Below are 18139 nucleotides of genomic sequence, written 5' to 3'. Positions count from 1 at the left end.
ATGAGCCGCCCGGCCCCAAGAACAAGCAGCCCGGCGCACGTCACTTGTCCGCTCGTTGGCGGCGCCGGCCTTGCGATCGAGGCCCATCATGGCTGACGATCTGCTCGACAAGATTCGCCCCGAGGTCGTCGATCGCTGGGGCGACCCGGCCAAGCATCCGGAAACGACGATGACCGCCGCGGCCATCGCGGAGCTGCTCGCGACGGCCGGGGAGCTGTATCTCAGCCACCACACCAGCGACGACTTCCCGATGGTAACGGTGCACTTCTTTTGCGTGCTCGACGGCGTGGTGTGGACCACGACCGTGCGCGGCCGCGCCAAGGAGAAGGCCTTCCGCCGTGATCCCCGCACGTGTCTGTGTGTCTCTAACGGTGATCTGACGATGTCGAAAACCGCCGGCGTGGCGATCAAGGCGCGGGCCCAGCTGGTCGAGGATCGCGACGCCGTCCGCCGCGTGTGCCAGGCTCAGGTGGAGAAGTATTTTCCCGGTGATCGCAAGCGCCAGCAGACATTTATGGCCGCACTCGATACCCCCAACCGCGTCGCCGTGCGCTTCGAGCCGATCAAGGTCATCAGCTGGGACCTCCGCCGGTCGATGCGCCGGCAGCCCGGCGCGCCCGCCGCCCAGGGTTGAGCGCGCCCGGGGAGCACCCATGTCGGAGCTGCTTCTGCGCCCCTATCGCATTCTCGACCTGTGCGGCATCGCCGGCGCTTTCTGCGGCAAGCTGCTCGGCGACCTCGGCGCCGAGGTCGTCAGAGTCGAGCCGCCGGCGGGTGATCCGGCTCGCTCCAAGCCGCCGCTGGGTGCCGAGCGTAGCACCAGTCTCGATTTCTTGGCGTTCAACACCAACAAACGCTCGATCACGCTCGAACTCTCCGATCCACAAGGGCGCGCCCGTTTCCTCGAACTGGTGTGCAACGCCGATGCGCTGATCGAGGATCGGCCGCCGGGCACGCTCGATGCGCTCGGACTGGGTTATCGCCAGCTGCACGAAATCAATCCGCGCCTGGTGCTGGCCTCGATCACGCCCTACGGTCAGAGCGGACCACACCGCCACCATCGCTCCTCTGACCTGATTGCGATGGCCACCAGCGGTTTCATGCAGATAACCGGTGATCCCGAGCAGCCGCCGATGCGCCTGGGCAACGAGCAGTCACGCTTCGCGCCGGCAATGTATGCGGCGCTCGGGGTGGTGGCGGCACTCTGCCACCGCGACTGGCACGGCAGCCCGGGCCAGCACCTCGACGTCTCAATGCAGGAAGCGCTGCTGAGCTTCATCCTCGAACAACACCCGGTGCTGCTCTGGCGCACCCGGGGCAAGAACGCCACGCGCGTGGGGCCGGTGTCGGCGCTGGCCGTGCCCGCGGGCGTCTTCCCCTGCCAGGACGGCTGGGTGGGCTTGGGCATCATCAAACCGCAGGAATGGGACGCCCTGTCGCATTGGCTGCACGAAGTCACCGGTAGTGAGGAGATTCTGGCGGAGGCCCTGCGCGGCGGCATTCATGCCCGCGCCGCCCATCGCGATCTGATCGAGACGGTCTTGCTGCAGTTCACCACCTGTCAAACCCGGGCGCAGCTGTTCCACGAAGGCCAGCGGCGCAACCTCGTGGTCACCCCGGTTAACACCGTGGCGGACCTGCTCGCCGACGCCGGCCTGGCCCAGGGCGACCTCTGGCGGGAGTTGCGGCACCCCGTGGCCGGCTCGCTACAGTATCCGCTCAGCCTGCTCGGGCCAGGTGTCGCGGCCGCCACCCGCGCCGCGCCGCTGCTGGGTGAGGCGAACGAAGAGATCCTGTGCGGCGAACGCTGGCAGGAGGCGGCCACCGAGCCGTGCCCGGGCGCGGGTTGCAGCACGGGCCCCGCGGCCGTGCTTGCCGGGGTACGCGTAGTCGAGTTCGGCCCGTTCATCGCGCTGCCGCTCACCGGCCGAATCCTGGCAGCTCTGGGTGCGACGGTCATCAAGGTCGAGAGCAACAATGCTCTCGATCAGCTCAACTGGGTGCCGCCCTGGGGTCACGGCATGGGGCAGCCCGAGTACCAGGCGCTCAAGCTGCGCGTGACCCTCGATGTCCGCCGGGCCGAGGGCGCGGCCGTGCTCAAACGGCTGATCTTGGCCAGCGATGTCTTCATGACCAACTTCCGCCGTGATGCTCTGGCGCGCTGGGGTCTCGATCTCGACGAGCTGCGGCGCGCCAGGCCGGAGTCGATCATCGTCCATCAGAGTGGATTCGGTGCCGGTCCCTACGAGCGCTACAAACTCTACGGCATCATGGCTCAGCACCTATGCGGCATCTCGTTGCTCTCGGGCGAAGCCGGCGCCCCGCCCTGCTGCCTCAACTCGGCGTACTCCGACTACCACACGCCCGTCCTCCAATCACTTGCAGTGATCGCGGCGCTCGAGCGCCGCCGCCGTACCGGCGCCGGCGCTTTCATCGAAGGCTCGATCTTTCGCTCCGGCGCCAGCACCGTCGCCGCGGCGCTGCTCGAGTTGCAAGCATCCGGCGCGCTGCCGGCGCGCCGCGGCAACCATGATCCGGTGGCCGTGCCCCACAACGTCTACCCCTGCCGCGGTCAGGACCAGTGGTGCGCGATCGCGGTGTGGGATGACGCCCAATGGCAGGCCCTGTGCCGAGTGCTCGCTCACCCCGAGTGGGCCGCGCAAGCACGCTTTGTCAGTCCCGGCGAGCGCCGGGCGCACGAGGACGAGCTCGACGCCTTGCTGGCCGGCGTCACCCGCGCTTGGGACAAGCACGAGCTGATGCGCGCATTGCAGGCCGCCGCCGTTCCGGCCGGCATCGTGGCCAAAGGGCAAGACTTGGCCGAGGATCCGCAGCTGCAGCACCGCGGCCTGTACAGCGAAACCACTTACTACGTCCCCGATCCGCAGCGCCCGGGGACGGCGTGGGAGCGTGGTCCGGATGTCCCGCTGGCGCGCTTGCCGATCGCATTCTCCGACACCCCCGGGTTGGTCGGTCCTTACCGGCGCATCGGTGAGGACAACGACTATGTCTTCGGCGAGCTGCTGGGCATGTCGGCCGGCGAGCTGGCGCGCCTGAGCGAGCAAGGCGTGTTGCAATGAGGCGGGCACCATGAACCCTGCGCTTACTCGGCGCCGCTTTTTGCAAGGCACCGGCGCTGCCGCCCTGGTCTTGTCGCTGGACTACTTGCGGCTGCCGGCGGCGGCCGACAGCGGCGGCAGCGGGTCGATACCGCTGCCCTCCGACTACCGCGGCTGGGAGGACGTCTACCGCCAACACTGGCAGTGGGATAAGGTAACGAAAGGCACCCACCTGCGCGCCAACTGCGCCGCTGCTTGCAGCTGGGACGTCTACGTCAAGGACGGCATCGCCTGGCGCGAGGAGCAGGCAGCGGTCTATTCACAAACCAACGCCGGGCTGCCGGACTTCGGCCCGCGCGGCTGCCAGAAGGGCGCCTGCCACAGCGCGCTCAGCTACGGCCCGGCCCGGCTCAAGTATCCGCTCAAGCGCGTCGGCCCGCGCGGCTCGGGGCAGTGGCAGCGGATCTCTTGGGAGGCCGCGCTCAACGAGATCGCCGACGCGGTCATCGACACGATTGCCGCCGACGGCCCGGGGGCGATCGCTTACGACTTCGGCACCAATATCGACTTCGGGCCGAGCTCCTCCGGCGAGTTACTGCTGTTCTCGCTGCTCGGCGCGCCCACGCTCGACACCCTCTCCGGCGTCGGTGACATGCCCATGGGCGCGGTGCAGACTTGGGGCCTGGTGAACGTCGACGGCACCGCGGACGACTGGTTTCACTCCGACTACATCATCGTCTGGTCGATGAACCCGAATTACGCCCGTATCCCTGAAGCTCACTTCTTGTGGGAGGCGCGCTACCGCGGCGCACAGGTAGTGAACATCACGCCCGATTACAACGCCACCGCGATCCATTGCGACGGCTGGCTCAACCCGCGCCCCGGCACTGATGCCGCCCTGGGGCTGGCGATGGCGCAGGTGATCGTGAGCGAGCAGCTCTACGATGCGGCCTACGTCAAAGAGCAGACCGATCTGCCGCTGCTGGTACGCGACGACAGCCGCCGCTTCCTGCGCCAGAGCGACGTGCAACCCGGCGGCAAGGACGACATCTTCTACTGCTGGGACGAAGCCAGCGGCGGTGCCGTCGAAGTGCCGGGTTCAATGGGGCACTCGCTGCAGTCGCTGCGCTTGCGCACCGGCCGCTTCTTCGGTGTCGAGATCCGACCCGCGCTCACCGGCTCGTACACGGTGCCGCTCGCCGGCGGCCAGCTGGTGGCGGTACGGCCGGTGTTCGAGCTGCTGAAGGCCCAGTTGGACAGCTACACGCCGGAGCGCGCCGCCCAGATCACCGGCGTCGGTCCGCAGAGCATCCGGCGCGTGGCGCGGGAGTTCGCCAAAGCCCGCGCCGGGCTGATCTTGGCCTCGTTCGGCTCGTGTAAGCACTACCACACCGACCTGATGCAACGCGCCATGATTCTGTTGCTGGCGCTGTGCGGGCACCAGGGCAAACGCGGCGGCGGGCTGCGCCTGAGCGCGATGTGGAGCATGTTCGGCTTCGAGTCGCTGGCCAGCGGCTTCGAGATGAATCCGCTGTACCGGCTGGCGCTCAAGTTCTATCGCCCGAGCGTGCGCATGGTTGAAGGCGTCATGCGCCAGGTCGCGCGCAGCGAGCGGCCGTTTCAACCTTACGCGCTGTGGCTGTGGTATCACGCCGGTATGGCGGAGGTGGCCGGCAAAGCCGGCTGGAGCGACCCGTCGCTGCCGCGCCCGCCGCAAGAGTACCTCAAGGAGGCGCTCGGCAAGGGCTGGATGCCGCTGCACTTGCAGCCCGACAAGGAGCCCAAGATCTTCTTCGCCACCGCCGCCAACCCGTTGCGGCGCTGGGCCGCGCCCCAGGTGGCCGAGCGCGTGCTGTGGCCCAAGCTGCAGTTGATCGTCAGCACCAACTTCCGCATGTCGACCACCGCGCTGAAGTCCGACATCGTCCTGCCGGCGGCGGCATACTACGAGAAGCGCGGCATCAAGTATGGGCAGAGCTATCTTCCCTACATCGTCTTCGGCGACAAAGCCGTCGAGCCGCTCGCCGAGGCCAAGAGCGAGTGGGAGATCTACGGGCGCCTGGCGGAAGTCATTCAGCAACGGGCGCGCGCGCGCGGGCTGGGGCCCTACCGCGGCGTCCTCGGCGAAGAACGCGACCTCGCCACCCTCTACGAGCGCTGGACCTTCAACGGCCGGTTCGACTGGCGCGACGATGTCACAGCGCTCGAGCACATCGTCAGCAACTCCTCGCAAACCCAGGGGCTCACGTGGAGTGATGCGGCGCAGCGGGGCGCCGTGCGGATTCAGGACATCGGCCTATACGGACCGGGCACGGCCGTGTGCAGTGATTTCGAGCCGGGCCAGAGCGTCTACCCCTCGCAGTGGTTCGTCGAGCACAAGGAACCGTGGCCGACGCTCACCGGCCGCCAGCAGTTTTACTTGGATCACCCGTGGTTTCTCGAAATGCGGGAGGCGCTGCCGGTGCACAAAGACCCGCCGCCCGCCGGCGGCCGCTATCCGCTCCAGCTCAGCGGCGGGCACACGCGCTGGTCGATTCACGCCATCTGGCGCGATCAGCCCTTCATGTTGCAGTTGCAGCGCGGCGAGCCGGTCATCTACATGAACGACGAGGACGCCGCGGCGCGCGGCCTGCGCGATCACGACCGCGCCCGCGTGTTCAACGACCTCGGCGAGTTCGAGGTCATCGTCAAACGCAGCCCGGCGGTGCGGCCGGGGCAGATCATCAGCTATCACGCCTGGGAGCCTTACCAGTTCCGCGGCTGGCGCGGCCATCAGGAAGTGGTGGTGTCGCCGCTCAAGCCGCTGCATCTGGTCGGCGACTACGGGCACCTCAGCTACCGCATGTATTACGCCTCACCCTGCTACAACCCGCGCGGCACTGCGGTTGAAGTCCAACGGGTGGGCGATTAGAGGCTCCAGGCAAGCGCGCGAGCTGGTCGAAGACGGGGGCGGCGGGGCGCAGGCAAGGCTTAGCGGGGCCGCACGCGGCAAGGTCTCCGGTGCAGAACCCGACAGCGGGTGAGGGGCGCTGTGCTTTCGCGATCGACTACGGCGTTTTCAACCGGCGATTAGGTTCGCGACAGCAGCGCCACGCACTCGACGTGCTCGGTCTGCGGCAGCATGTCGTAGGGCTGGATCGCGGTGGTGTGATAGCCGTGGGTGGCGAACCAGTCGAGGTCGCGGGCCAGAGTGGCCGGATCGCACGAGACGTACACCACCCGCCGCGGGGCGCACGCCAGCGCGGCCCGGCGAGTGGCCTCGCTGGCGCCTTGGCGCGGCGGGTTCAGCGTGATCAGGTCGACGCGCTCGCACTGCGCGGCGATCGCCGGCAGCAACACCGCGGTGTCGCCGGCGTGAAAGCGCACGTTGTGGTAGCCGTTTAGCCGGGTGTTGGCTTTGGCGTCGAGCACGGCGAGCGGCGACTCCTCGATGCCGGCCACCCAGCTGGCCGCGGTGGCGAGCTGGAAGCTGATGGCACCGACCCCACAGTAGAGATCAATTGCGACGTCGTCGGGGGCCGGGTCGGCCCACTGCCGCACGCGTTCGTAGACCTTGCGGGCCACCGGGATATTGGCCTGCAAGAAGGCGCCGGCCCGGCTCTTCAACTTCAACTCGCCGATGCGTTCGAGCAAGTCGAGCGGGCCGTCCAGGGCCACGAATTGCGGCCCGATGATGACGTTACCGGCGGTGGGGTTGATGTTCTGGACCACGCTGGCGACGCCGCGGATGCGCCGCAGGGCGCGCACCAGCTCCCGCCCGGCGGGCAACGCGCGCTCGCTGGTTACGAGAATGACCTGGACCTGCTTGGTCCACAGCGACGCGCGCACGATCACATAGCGCAGCAGCCCTTGCCGGCTGCGCTCGTCGTAGATCGGCAGCGCGTGCCGCTCGAGCAGCTCCGCCAGCCGCGGCAGCACCGCGGCAATCAACGGGTGGTGGACCGGGCAGTGGCGGATGTCGATGACACGATGGCTGCCGGGCTGGTAGATGCCCAGTAGCAATCCGCCGCGCGTGTGCCGCACCACCAGCTTGGCCTGATTGCGGTAGCCGAAGGCGCTGGGAGAGCCCACGACCTCCAGCACCTCGACCGCCGCCAGGCTGGGATAACGCGCCAGTGCGGCCTGCACGCTGGCGCGCTTGTGTACGAGTTGCGCGCCGTAGGGCCGGCCGATCAAGGCACAGCCGGCGCATTCGGGATAATGCGGACAAGGCTTCTGCGGCACCATTGCCAGAGCCTTCTAGGGTTCAAGCCGGTAACGGCGCAAGGGCTCGCGGCTATGTCCTACCCTACTTGAACCCGTCGCAACCCTGCGCCATTGTCGGCCAATGCGAGCTCCGCCGGGGTCGGCAGTGCGCGCGACGGTGGTGGTGATCACCGCCGCGGCGCTGTGGCAACTGCTACAGCCACCGCCAGCGGACGATGACGACGAGGTTCTCATGCGCTATCCGCTCCACCACCGCGAGACCCTGCGGGCTTTCGAACAGCTCAACCGTGCGGCGCGCCGTTCTGAAGCTGCCCCCGAGCCCCCGCGCTTGCGCCGGCTCGATCTTACCCCCGTAAGCGATAACGGCACGGTCTCCTACGTGCTGACCGATCCGGAACGGATCAGCCCGCGCGCGCTGGCGCTAACAGCGGCGGGGGTCAAGGTGTTGCAATTGCTCGACGGCAGCCGCTCGCTCGACCAGATCGCGGCGCAAGCGGCCGCGATCGTCCCAGCCAGCGATACCCCCGAGCGCGTGCGCCAACTGGTGCAGAATCTCTCCGCCAGCCTGTTCTTGTTCGACACTGCTTACCGCAGCGCGGTGATCGAGTTGGTCGGCGATTTCGCGCGCCTGCGCGAGCGTGCGCCGATTGCGATGGGCAGCAGCTATCCCGATGACGGTGCCGCCGCGCGGGAACAGGTCTTGGGATACCTCGACGGCCACCAGCCGCCGGCAGGCAAGCTGCGCGGCCTGATCGCGCCTCACATCGACTATCAGCGCGGGCACCTCACCTATGGCAAGGCGTACGGCGCCTTGCGCGGACTCACCGGGGTGCGCCGCTTCGTCATTCTCGGCACCGCCCACAACCGCAGCTTTCGCCGCTTCACCGCCACCCGCAAGCACTACCGCACGGCCCTGGGCACGACGGTCACCGACAGTGACTTCCTCGGTCGCCTGGCGCGCACCTACCCGTATCCGCTGTTCGAGGACGAGTTTCTCCATCGCGGCGAGCATTCCATCGAGCTGAACCTGCCGTTTCTGCAGGCGCTGTTCGGCCCCGATGTTGCGGTCGTACCGATCCTTTGCGGTTCGCAACAAGACCTTTTCGCCGAGCGCCGTGATCCGCTGGCCGATCCGGAGACCGCCGCCTTCATCGCCGCGTTGCGCCAGACGATCGCGGAGTCGGCCGGCGACAGCGTGGTGATTGCCGCCGCCGACCTGTCGCACATGGGCCCGCACTTCGGCGACCAGTTCATCATGGACGAAGAGCGCCTGGCGCGTTTGCGGCGCGACGACCAGGCCCTGATCGACCGGCTTGCGGCCGCCGACGCCGCCGGATTCTTTGCCGCACTGAGCAAGAGCAACAACGCCACCCGCGTCTGCGGCGCGGCCCCGATCTATGCGCTGTTGCAGGTACTGGGGCCGGATGTCCGGATCGAGGTGCGCGGCTACGAGCAGTGCACCGACCCGGAGCGCTTCACCACCGTGACCATCCCGGCGGCGGCGGTGGTGGACGGCGATTGAGGGGTCAACGCCTCGCTCTCGGCCGCGGCGCGACTTCCGCTGTGTCGTAGCCGCACAGGTGGCCGATGCGGCTACGGGCGAGAACGCCCGCTTTCGTCCTGCTCTCCCGACTTCGCTCCCTGAGAGCCTTCGCCTGCCGCGTGCAGCCGTTTGACTCGCCTGCGCAAAGATGGGCAGCCTGCACCCGTGCGTGGGCTGCTTGTGGGCCGCTGGCTGGCCGGCCCTTCGATCCCGTTTCAGGTCGTGGCATTGCTGCTGAGCGCTTTGTGCCTGGCGGCCCCGAGCCCGGCGGCCGCAGACTTCTCCGACACCGCGGCCGTCATCGACGCCATCTTCAACGACCCGTTTGGAGGATCCGATCGCAACGGCGACAGCCGCGTCAACGCCGCCGACGTGGTCGCGGTGCTGCTCCAGCTGCCGACGCCGACGCCGTCTGCCACGCCCTCGCCCAGCCCGACGGCAACGGCGACCACGCGGCCTTGCCCGACCGCCGGCGCGGCGCTGGCAATCGCCGTCGACAATCTGAGCGGCCTGGAGGAGATCTCGATTCTGGTCAGCGGCGAACGCCTCGCCGGTGAGTGCGCCGCCGGCACGCTGGCGACGGCCTACACCCAAACATTCGTCTGCTCCGGCACCGGCACTACCACCTGCGGCCAGCTCGCCGCGCTCGCCCCTGGCAGTTGGCGCCACTCACTCCAAGTGCTATTGCCCGACACCGGCCAGCTCCAGCATCAACGCCTGCTGCTCATCGCCGGCGAGGTTGCCAATCGCGCCGACCACACCGTCTTCGCCACGGTGTGGTCGATCACGACCACCGCCAACGCCGGCGACGGCTCGCTGCGCAAGGCGCTGCAAGATGCCGCCGGCGCAGCCAAGCCGCTGCTGCTGCAATTCGATCCGCTGGTCTTCCCGCCCGGTGTACTCACAGCCGTCGGCCTGGAGTTCGCCCTGCCGGCACTGGCAGCGGATGATGTGACCATCGACGGCACCGACGAGACCGGTGCCTCCGGCAACCGCGTCATCGACGCCAACGCCTTGCCGATCGGCGCGCTGGCCATCACCGGCGCGCGCAACCGCCTCATCGGCCTGCGGCTGCGCAACGCCGGCAGCAATAACCGCGACGTACTCAACATCAACGGCCCGGCCGCCGATGGCAACGTCGTCGAGCGTACGCTGATCGACACCGCCGGCAGCGCCGACGGCATCGGCGTCGATCAACAGGCCGGCAAAGACTTCGCCGCCGGCGCCAACGTCATCCGCGACTGCGAAATCACCGGTGCGGCCGACAAGGGGATCAAAGTCACTACCGGTGCTTATGCCCGGATCGAGCGCAGCTGGGTGCACGACAACGCCAACGGCGGCATCCAGGCCACGCTCGGCGGGCACGTGCAAGCGATTCACAATCTGGTCGAGCGCAATCGCGGCGCCAGCGCGCAAAACGGCCTGGCGGCCAACGCCATGGATGACGACGGTACCCCTACCGCCGCCTCCGAGTTGGTCACTTGGGGCAACCTCGCCCGCGGCAACGGCGCCAACGGCATTTCCGTGCGCGCCTTCTCCATCGCTCGCCTGCGTGATGATTATCTCGCCGCCAACGGCAGCTCGGGGTTGCGCGTGTTCAACGACGTCGGGCCGGCGGCCAGTGCGGTGGTGCAGGGTACCAGCATGGTCTGCAACGGGGTTGACGGCGCGGTGGTGGCCAACGGCTCGACCGCCGACTTCGGTGGCGGCGGCAGCGGCAGCCCCGGCCACAACGCCTTTACCCAGAACAACCTGCCCGCCGGCGGCTCCAACCTGCGCAACGCCAGCGCTTCCTTGGTTAACGCAACTAACAATCAGTGGGAACACTGCGGCGGCGGCAGTGCTTGCGCCGAAGAGCAGATCGCCGCCGACGACCTGAGCGACCACGGCCGCAACACCGCCTTCGCCCCCGCTCAAGCGCATCGCGCCCAGCTGCCGGTCATCACCGCCGTGGCCCCGGCCAAGGGCGAGCGCGGCGAGCTGTTGCGCATCTTCGGCAGCGGCTTCAACGTCATCGACGGCCACTTCGCCGAGGATAACTGTGCCGACGTCGCCGGGCGTAACCGCTGCATGCCGGTGCGCGGCAACTGCGTGCAGATCGGCGGCGTCGCCGCCACGGTCGAGGCCGTCACGCCGACAATGCTGGTGGTGCGCTGGCCGTTCACTTGCGTGGAACCGGTTACACTGGTCGTGAAGGTGGATCAGGGGCCGACCGTCGCGATCAGCGAGCCCTTCAGCGTTTGCACCAACGATGGTTCGTGAGGCGGCGCCCCGTTACTTCCCTTTCGATGAGATGCCGGAGAGCTGCTGGTTCAGCTTCTGCACCGTCTCCGGCGAGGTCCACACCGCAAAGGCGGCGCGGCGCTGCTCGTCGGTTTCGTTGAGCACCAACTGCACCGCGTCGTGCTGCAGCGCGCGCTTGTTGTAGGCGTAGGCAGCTTGCGGGTAAGCGGCCAACAGCCGCGCCTTGGCCAGGCAGGCTTCTTCCAGCTTTGCCGGTTCCACCACCTCGTCGAGGATGCCGAGCTCGCGGGCGACGGTGGGCGGATAGAGCTCGGCTTCGAGACAAACGCGGCGGGCTTGCTGATTGGTCAGCGCCAAGCCGGTGATGGCCAGCGCGCCCGCCGGCAGCGGTAGGCCGATGGCGGTCTCGTTGAGGCCGATCTTGGCGTTGCCGTGCGCCCCGATGCGCACGTCGCACGCCAGGGTCAAGATGCCGCCGCCGGCGATGGCGTGGCCGTTGACCATGGCGATGGTCGGTTTTGGCAGCGTCCACAAGGCGAAGACACCGTCGTTGCGGCCGAACGCGCTCAGCTGGCGGCCCTCCTGCGGCGAGCCGGTCAGCGCCCGCAGATCGAGACCGCCGCAGAAGAACTTGCCGCTGCCGGTGACTACCACCGCGCGCACCGCCGGATCACGCGCGGCCGCCGCGCAGGCGTTCTCAAGCGCGTTCATCAGCTCGGAGTTGATGGCGTTGGCGGGCGGGCGGTTGAGCTGCATGATGCGCACGCCGCCGTCCAGGTCGCGAATCTCAATGGCCATGGTCGTTCCCTCCACAATCAGTCGCACGGTGGCCGGGCGCGCCGGCGGCGCCAGGTCACGGGTTTCTCGCCAGCCCGGCAGCGGCCCGCAGTGCCGCCAGTTCACGTTCCGTGAGTGGCCGAAACGCCCCGGGTGCGAGCTTGCCGAGCTGCAAGGGCCCGAGCTGGATGCGGGTGAGCTTCTCGACTGACAAGCCGACGCGCTCGCACATCTGGCGCACCTCGCGCTTGCGCCCCTCGCGCACCGTGATCTCCAGCCACGCCTTTTCGCCGTGTTCATCGAGCACCCGCGCCTGGGCCGGTGCCGTTCTGCCGCCGGCGATGTGCACGCCGGCGCGCAGCCGTTCGAGCGCGGCCTGGTCGGGCACGCCCTTCACCTTGACGTGATAGGTCTTGGGCACGCCGTAGCGCGGGTGCATCAGCCGCTGTGCCAGCTCGCCGTCGTTGGTCAGCAACAACAACCCGGCCGAGTGATAATCCAGCCGGCCGACCGGAAATACCCGCACGCGCACCCCGTGCAGAAGGTCGCGCACCGTCGTGCGCCCTTCCGGATCCGAGAGCGTGGTGACCACGCCCGCCGGCTTGTGGAGCAGGAGATAGAGCGCCGGGGTCGCCGGCAGCGGCCGGCCGCTAACCGTGATCCGGTCCCGGCGCGGATCGGCCTTCGTCCCCAGCTCCTTCACCACCTTGCCGTTGATCCGTACCTTGCCAGCCCGGATCAATTCCTCCGCCGCCCGGCGCGAGCTCACCCCCGCTTGGCTGAGCAGTTTCTGCAGCCGGACCGGCGCCGGCACCGGAGTCGATGGCTTCTTGCGCGCCTTCGGCGCCGGTGGTGGGTTCGGGTGCGACAGTGGTTGCATCGGCGGATGGCAGCTCCTTCAACGTCGGTAGATCGCTCAGGTCCTTGAGGCCGAACGCTTCCAAGAACTCGGCAGTGGTGGCGTAGAGCAGCGGGCGCCCGACGGTCTCCTTGCGGCCGGCGATCTTGATCAACCGGCGCGCCAGCAGCGAGGTCAGCGCCGCCTCCACGTCCACGCCGCGGATGGCCTCGATCTCCGCGCGCGTGATCGGCTGTTTATACGCGATGATCGCCAGCGTCTCCACTGTTGCCCGCCCCAGCCGCGCCGGCTTTTCCCGCAGCAGCGCCCGCACCCACTCGGCATTCTCCGGCGCGGTGCGGAATTGATAACCGCCGGCGACTTCGAGCAGCCGCAGGCCGCGCCGGCCGACGCTGTAAGTCTGCTGCAGCCGCCGCACCGCCGCGGTCACTTCCTTGTTGCTGGGGCCGTCGAGAATCTGCACCAGGCGGCGCAGCGGCACCGGCGCGCCGGCGGCGAACAGCACGCTCTCGACGATCGACTCCAGGCGCGACAAGTCGGTGGCGGAATCGCTCACCGCCGCTGCGCCGTCCGCGTCCGGCTCGAGGCTCAGCTCATCGCCAGCGGGGGTATCAGTGCTCGTCTCCTCCATCTCCTGCGTCTCCACCGCCGGCGCCGGTAGGGAGGCCGCCCCGGTCGCTGTTGCTGTTGTTTCCGCTGTCGCCATCTCCGGCGCTGCTTGTGGCTCCATCGGCCCCGCCTCCATCCTTTACCTCCTCCAGCACGTGTCCGTCGTACTCATCGGATAAATCCAGTGACACCGTCGAGATGTCGGCCGCGATCAGGGTGATGACGATGCGATCGAAGTGGCGCTCCTGCACCGCCGTCACCGCCTGCATGCGGCAGAGCTCGAGGACGGCGAGAAAGGTGACGATGATCTCCAGCCGGCTGGCGTCCTCGTCGAACAAGCTCTCGAACTCGAGTGCCTTTGCCTCGCTCAACCGGCGCAGCACCTGCTGCACCCGCTCGCGCAGCGAGACGCGCTCCATCATGACCTCGTGGACGGCCTCGGGGCGGGCGCGGGCTAAGACCACGCGGAAGGCCTCCATCAGATCCCAGATACTGGCGCGCAGCTGCGGCAAGGCCTGCGGATCGGCCGGGACCTCGTCCCAGGCCGGCTCGCGCACGAAGACGTCGCGGTTGAGCAGCGGGCGCTCGGCCAACTGCTGCGCGGTTTCGCGGAAACGCTGATATTCCAGCAGCTGGCGCACCAGGTCGGCGCGCAGATCGGTTTCCTCGCTGTCCTCGCTCTCGCCCTCGGCTTGCGGCAACAGCGTGCGCGATTTGAGCAGCGTGAGGGTGGCGGCCATCACCAGGAACTCGCCGGCGATGTCGAGGTTGAGGTGGCGCATGAGGTCGAGATAGGCGACGTACTGATCGGTGATGGCGGCGATCGGGATGTCGGCGACCTCGACCTCTTCGCGCTTGATCAGGTGCAGCAACAGATCGAGCGGCCCCTCGAAGACCTCGAGTTTGACGCGATAGGGTGCGGCCCGGCCGGCACCGGTGCCGGGCGCATCCGGCTGCGAATCGGCAAGCAGCTCTGAACCGTCGTCACTCATAGTGCTGGGCTCCGGCTCACGCCTCCAGGTGCATGGCCGAGCGCACTTCCGCCATGGTGGCGGCGGCCACCGCGCGGGCGCGCTGATTGCCGTATTCGAGCACCTCGCGCACGCGGCTGGGGTGACTCAGTAATTCGGCCCGCCGCTCGCGCATCGGCGCCAACTCGGCATTGACGTGCTTGATCATCACCCGCTTGCACTCCAGGCACCCGATTGCCGCCGTGCGGCAGCCGGCGGAGACATACTCGATTTCGGCCGGGGTGCAATAGATGCGGTGCAGGTTGAAGGCCGGGCAATCGTTGGGCTCGCCGGCGTCGCTGCGCCGCACCCGGCGAGTGTCGGTTATCATGCGGCCGAGTTTGCCGTCGACCTCCTTCTCGGAGTCGCAGAGGTAGACCGCGTTGTTGTAGCTCTTGCTCATCTTGCGCCCGTCGGTGCCGGGCACCTTGGGAACCTCGGTGAGCAGGGTTTCCGGCTCGGGGAACACCGGGCGGTAGAGATGATTGAAGCGGCGGACGATCTCGCGCGTGATCTCGATGTGCGGCGCCTGATCGACACCGACCGGGACGGCGGTGGCCTTGTAGATGATGATGTCGGCAGCCTGCAACACCGGATAGCCGAGATGGCCATAGTTGATCTTGGTCATCTCGCTTTCGTCCTCGCCCTGGATCAGCCCGAGGTCGCGCGCTTGTTCCTTGACCGTCGGGTTGCGCAACAGCCAGGGCGTCGGGATGATCATCGACAGCAGCAGGTGCAGCTCGGCGTGCTCCTTGATTGCCGACTGGCGGAAGATCACCGTCTGTTGCGGATCGAGCCCGGCCGCCAGCCAGTCGATCACCATCTCGCGGGTGCGTGCGGCCAGGCCCTCACTTTCGCTGGTGGTGGTGAGGGTGTGCCAGTCGGCGACGAAGAAGAAGCAGCGCCGCTGGTGTTGGAGCTGAACCCAGTTGCGCAGCGCCCCCAGCCAGTTGCCCAGATGCAGCTGTGCGGTTGGCCGCATGCCGCTGACCACGATGTCCGGCATTGCTGAATGCTGCGATTGGTTCACGGCCGTCTCCGCCACCCCACCCGTTTTGCCCTGCTGGAATAGCGAGGACCGGGCCTCACAACAAGGCCCGCAGGAACAAATTCACCACCGGGCCGATCACGGCGCTGAGCGTGTGGGTAGCCAGCAGGGCGAACACGATCATCATGCCGAAGGGTTCGAGGCGGGCAAAGGCGATCGCCTGCGCCCGCGGCAGCAGCCCGACCAGCACGCGCCCGCCGTCGAGCGGCAGCAGCGGCAGTAGATTGAAGACGGCCAGCACCACGTTGATGATCACGCTGTTGCGCGCCATCAGCGCCAGTGGCGTCAGCGTGGCAACCGCCACACCGGTAAACGCGCTGTCGCGCGACAACGAGATCGAGAGCAGCAACTGCAACCCCACCGCACTGACAACCGCCAGCAGCAGGTTGGTGGCGGGACCGGCCGCGGCCACCAGCACCATGTCGCGGCGCGGGCGGCGCAGTTGGCCGAAATTCACCGGCACCGGCTTGGCGTAGCCGAACAGGAACGGCGCCTGGAGCACCAGCAGCAGCAGCGGCAGTGCCACGCTCCCGATCGGATCCACGTGCGCCAGCGGGTTGAGCGTCAGCCGCCCGGCGCGGGCCGCCGTCTGGTCGCCGAGCCAATAGGCCACCAACCCATGCGCCAATTCGTGCAGCACGATCGCCGCCAGTACCGGCAGCGCCCAGACCGAGAGACTTTGCAGGAACGACTCAACCACGCTGCGACCGTAGCAGAAAGGCCCCGCAGCCGCCACGTGCGGCCCCGCCCGCCGACACGCTGCCCCAGTTGACGCGCGGGTGGCTCAGACGGCAAACGGCATCCCTACGCGAACGACGGCAGCACTTCGCGGGCGAACTGTTCGAGCTTGCCGGCGTACTCCGCGGGTGTGCGAAACGGCATGACGATGGTGAGGTAGTTGACCCCGGCGCTGCGGTAGCCTTCGATCTCGGCGATGGTCTCGGCCGCGGTGCGCTCGCGGGCCACGGCGGCGGTGTCGCCGGCCAGCCGCCTGGCCTTCAAGACGGCCTCGTCAACGCCGACGGCCAGACCGTTGAAGCCGAAGTGGAAGCTATCCGGGTCGCGCCCGGCCTCCTGGGCTGTGCGGCGGATCCACTGAATTCCGTCGCGCACCTGCTGCAACGTTCCGCGCATGGGCGTCCAGCCGTCTCCAAGTTCAATCACTCGCCGCAGCGGGCGTGGTCCGCTGCCGCCGATCAGCAGCGGGATGTGCGGCTGCTGCACGGGTTTGGGGCGGAAGCTGACGTTGGAGAACGAGAAGCGCTCGTCCTTGAATGCCGGCGTCTCGCTGGTCCACAGCTCCTTCATCACTCGTAGGTGCCGGTCGAGGCGGCGGCCGCGTTCGTCGAAGGGAATGCCCAACTGCTCGAACTCGTCGCGGTGCGCGCCGACGCCGACGCCGCAGAGGACGCGGCCGGCCGATACCACGTCCAGCGTCGCCAACGCCTTGGCCAGACGGAAAGGGCTGTCCCACGGGACCACGCGAACGTTGAAGAGAAACCTGATCGTGCTAGTGGCTGCGGCCAGGTACGCAGCCAAGGTGATGCCGTCGGGCCAGCTCTCGTTCATGAACCGCTTGCCGGCAACGCGCGGCAGCAGCAGCCGGTCGGCCAACTCGACGGCGTGGAACCCGCAAGCCTCGCCCACCTTCGCCACCTCGACGAAATCCTGGGGTCGCTCGAACCGGTCGAACGGAAAGAGCATGAATCCGAAGCGCATCTTCTGTGGCATGGCTACACCTCCTGCGCCGGCCCAGCCGCGCGTTCTGTCAACCGCGAGGGCTTATGTTTCCGACCGCGCAGAAAAGCAAGCGGTTGCCCAAAGTGCCGGGCAAAGGCGGGCTCATCCGCGCGGGTGGAACTTGCGGTGAACCGCGCGCAAGTGCTCGCGGGCAACGTGGGTATAGACCTGTGTGGTCGAGATGTCGGCGTGGCCGAGCATCATCTGCACCGCGCGCAGGTCGGCCTGGCCTTCGACCAGGTGGGTTGCAAAGGCGTGCCGCAAAGTATGCGGACTCATCTTGGCGGCGACGCCGGCGCGTTGGACGCGCTGGCGCAGCAGTAGGCCGAACGCTTGGCGGGTCATGGGTTTAGCGCGGCGGGTGACGAACAAGAAGGCGCTCGCCCGCTGGCGCAGCAGCGCCGGGCGCGCTTGCTCGAGGTAGGTCTTGAGCCGCTCGCAGGCATACTGGCCGACGGGCACCGCGCGCTCCTTGCGCCCCTTGCCGATGACGGTCAGGAAGCCGGCTTCGAGATTGAGCTGGTTGACCTTCAGCGACACCAGCTCGGAGACACGCAGGCCGGTGGCGTAGACCAGCTCGACCATCGCCGCGTCGCGCTGCGCCAGCGCCTCGTCCCCGGCGCGCGCCCGCTGCCGCTGGCGGGGCGGGGCCTCGATCACCTGCTGGATGTCACTCTGCGAGACCGAGCGCGGCAGCCGTTGCCCCAGCCGCGGCAAGTGGAGATCGCGCGTCGGGTTGACCGTCACCACTTGCTCGCGCAGCAGAAAGGCGAAGAAGGCCCGCACCGCCGCGAGCATGCGCGCCCGGCTGCGGGGCGAGAGGCCGCGCTCGGCCAGGCTTTCGAGAAACGCGATCACGTGGCGGGGACGCACGTCATCGGCTGCGCTCACGTGCTGGCGTTCGAGGTGGTCGGCCAGTTGGGCCAGATCGGCGCCGTAGGCGGCCAGGGTGTTGGGCGACAGGCCGCGCTCGGCCGCGAGATAGGCGATGAAGCGATCGATGTCGCGGTCGAGCCCGCTGCGATTGTGCTGCGCGGTCATAGC

13 protein-coding genes and 1 pseudogene are annotated in these 18139 nt (G+C 68.1%); 5 read left to right on the top strand and 9 right to left on the bottom strand.

Features of this window, described 5'->3' with window-relative positions; all coding sequences use genetic code 11:
• The first annotated feature begins 88 nt into the window (after window positions 1-88).
• From HY699_00510 to HY699_00500, 3 genes are read left to right on the top strand one after another with little or no spacing between them, the layout of a single operon-like run.
• Entirely contained in the window at window positions 89-634 is a 546-nt protein-coding gene (locus tag HY699_00510; protein ID MBI4514286.1) for a pyridoxamine 5'-phosphate oxidase family protein, read from the top strand.
• A gap of 19 nt (window positions 635-653) precedes the next feature.
• Window positions 654-3080, top strand: coding sequence for a CoA transferase (locus tag HY699_00505; GenBank protein MBI4514285.1), 2427 nt, complete (start codon window positions 654-656; stop codon window positions 3078-3080).
• A gap of 10 nt (window positions 3081-3090) precedes the next feature.
• Complete coding sequence (locus HY699_00500) at window positions 3091-5970, top strand: molybdopterin-dependent oxidoreductase (GenBank protein MBI4514284.1); 2880 nt, start codon at window positions 3091-3093, stop codon at window positions 5968-5970.
• Between the two features lie 158 nt (window positions 5971-6128).
• Here the strand turns inward: HY699_00500 and rlmD are convergent, their stop codons facing one another.
• Entirely contained in the window at window positions 6129-7286 is a 1158-nt protein-coding gene (gene rlmD / locus HY699_00495) for a 23S rRNA (uracil(1939)-C(5))-methyltransferase RlmD (protein MBI4514283.1), read from the bottom strand.
• A gap of 124 nt (window positions 7287-7410) precedes the next feature.
• Between rlmD and amrB the strand changes: the two genes are divergently transcribed.
• Both amrB and HY699_00485 read left to right on the top strand, forming a co-directional pair.
• Window positions 7411-8787, top strand: coding sequence for an AmmeMemoRadiSam system protein B (amrB, locus tag HY699_00490; GenBank protein MBI4514282.1), 1377 nt, complete (start codon window positions 7411-7413; stop codon window positions 8785-8787).
• Between the two features lie 186 nt (window positions 8788-8973).
• On the top strand, window positions 8974-11070 hold the full coding sequence (locus HY699_00485; GenBank protein ID MBI4514281.1) for a right-handed parallel beta-helix repeat-containing protein: 2097 nt from the start codon (window positions 8974-8976) through the stop codon (window positions 11068-11070).
• Window positions 11071-11082: 12 nt separating this feature from the next.
• On the opposite strand, the gene HY699_00480 is transcribed toward HY699_00485, so the two are convergent.
• From HY699_00480 to xerD, 8 genes and pseudogenes are all read right to left on the bottom strand, one after another.
• Window positions 11083-11850 (bottom strand): enoyl-CoA hydratase/isomerase family protein, encoded by a 768-nt coding sequence (locus HY699_00480; protein ID MBI4514280.1) that lies wholly within the window; start codon window positions 11848-11850, stop codon window positions 11083-11085.
• A 55-nt stretch (window positions 11851-11905) separates the two neighbouring features.
• Entirely contained in the window at window positions 11906-12709 is an 804-nt protein-coding gene (locus tag HY699_00475) for an rRNA pseudouridine synthase (protein MBI4514279.1), read from the bottom strand.
• 10 nt (window positions 12710-12719) lie between these two features.
• A pseudogene (scpB, locus tag HY699_00470) lies at window positions 12720-13319 on the bottom strand (SMC-Scp complex subunit ScpB).
• A complete protein-coding gene (locus HY699_00465) occupies window positions 13300-14289 on the bottom strand; it encodes a segregation/condensation protein A (GenBank protein ID MBI4514278.1) in 990 nt (329 codons plus the stop codon). Before HY699_00465 ends, scpB begins: the two are co-directional and overlap by 20 nt.
• Window positions 14290-14305: 16 nt before the next feature.
• Window positions 14306-15313, bottom strand: coding sequence for a tryptophan--tRNA ligase (gene trpS / locus HY699_00460; GenBank protein MBI4514277.1), 1008 nt, complete (start codon window positions 15311-15313; stop codon window positions 14306-14308).
• 79 nt (window positions 15314-15392) lie between these two features.
• Window positions 15393-16055 (bottom strand): site-2 protease family protein, encoded by a 663-nt coding sequence (locus HY699_00455; GenBank protein ID MBI4514276.1) that lies wholly within the window; start codon window positions 16053-16055, stop codon window positions 15393-15395.
• Window positions 16056-16159: 104 nt separating this feature from the next.
• Window positions 16160-17086 carry a TIGR03619 family F420-dependent LLM class oxidoreductase gene (locus tag HY699_00450; GenBank protein ID MBI4514275.1) on the bottom strand — a complete coding sequence of 309 codons (927 nt, stop codon included), beginning with the start codon at window positions 17084-17086 and terminating at the stop codon, window positions 16160-16162.
• A 111-nt stretch (window positions 17087-17197) separates the two neighbouring features.
• Window positions 17198-18136 carry a site-specific tyrosine recombinase XerD gene (gene xerD / locus HY699_00445; protein MBI4514274.1) on the bottom strand — a complete coding sequence of 313 codons (939 nt, stop codon included), beginning with the start codon at window positions 18134-18136 and terminating at the stop codon, window positions 17198-17200.
• Between the last annotated feature and the right edge of the window lie 3 nt (window positions 18137-18139).

Source organism: Deltaproteobacteria bacterium (genome assembly GCA_016210005.1).
In the GTDB taxonomy this organism is placed as follows: domain Bacteria; phylum Desulfobacterota; class Binatia; order HRBIN30; family JACQVA1; genus JACQVA1.
This window is presented reverse-complemented; position numbering and strand designations above follow the sequence as displayed.

What these genes read in the sequence shown, in the direction of transcription:
- HY699_00500 (MBI4514284.1), top strand. Translation starts at nt 3,091, where the DNA reads ATGAACCCTGCGCTTACTCGGCGCCGCTTTTTGCAAGGCACCGGCGCT.
- trpS (MBI4514277.1), bottom strand. Translation starts at nt 15,313, where the DNA reads ATGCCGGACATCGTGGTCAGCGGCATGCGGCCAACCGCACAGCTGCAT.
- HY699_00480 (MBI4514280.1), bottom strand. Translation starts at nt 11,850, where the DNA reads ATGGCCATTGAGATTCGCGACCTGGACGGCGGCGTGCGCATCATGCAG.
- HY699_00450 (MBI4514275.1), bottom strand. Translation starts at nt 17,086, where the DNA reads ATGCCACAGAAGATGCGCTTCGGATTCATGCTCTTTCCGTTCGACCGG.
- HY699_00465 (MBI4514278.1), bottom strand. Translation starts at nt 14,289, where the DNA reads ATGAGTGACGACGGTTCAGAGCTGCTTGCCGATTCGCAGCCGGATGCG.
- rlmD (MBI4514283.1), bottom strand. Translation starts at nt 7,286, where the DNA reads ATGGTGCCGCAGAAGCCTTGTCCGCATTATCCCGAATGCGCCGGCTGT.
- HY699_00510 (MBI4514286.1), top strand. Translation starts at nt 89, where the DNA reads ATGGCTGACGATCTGCTCGACAAGATTCGCCCCGAGGTCGTCGATCGC.
- HY699_00475 (MBI4514279.1), bottom strand. Translation starts at nt 12,709, where the DNA reads ATGCAACCACTGTCGCACCCGAACCCACCACCGGCGCCGAAGGCGCGC.
- xerD (MBI4514274.1), bottom strand. Translation starts at nt 18,136, where the DNA reads ATGACCGCGCAGCACAATCGCAGCGGGCTCGACCGCGACATCGATCGC.
- HY699_00505 (MBI4514285.1), top strand. Translation starts at nt 654, where the DNA reads ATGTCGGAGCTGCTTCTGCGCCCCTATCGCATTCTCGACCTGTGCGGC.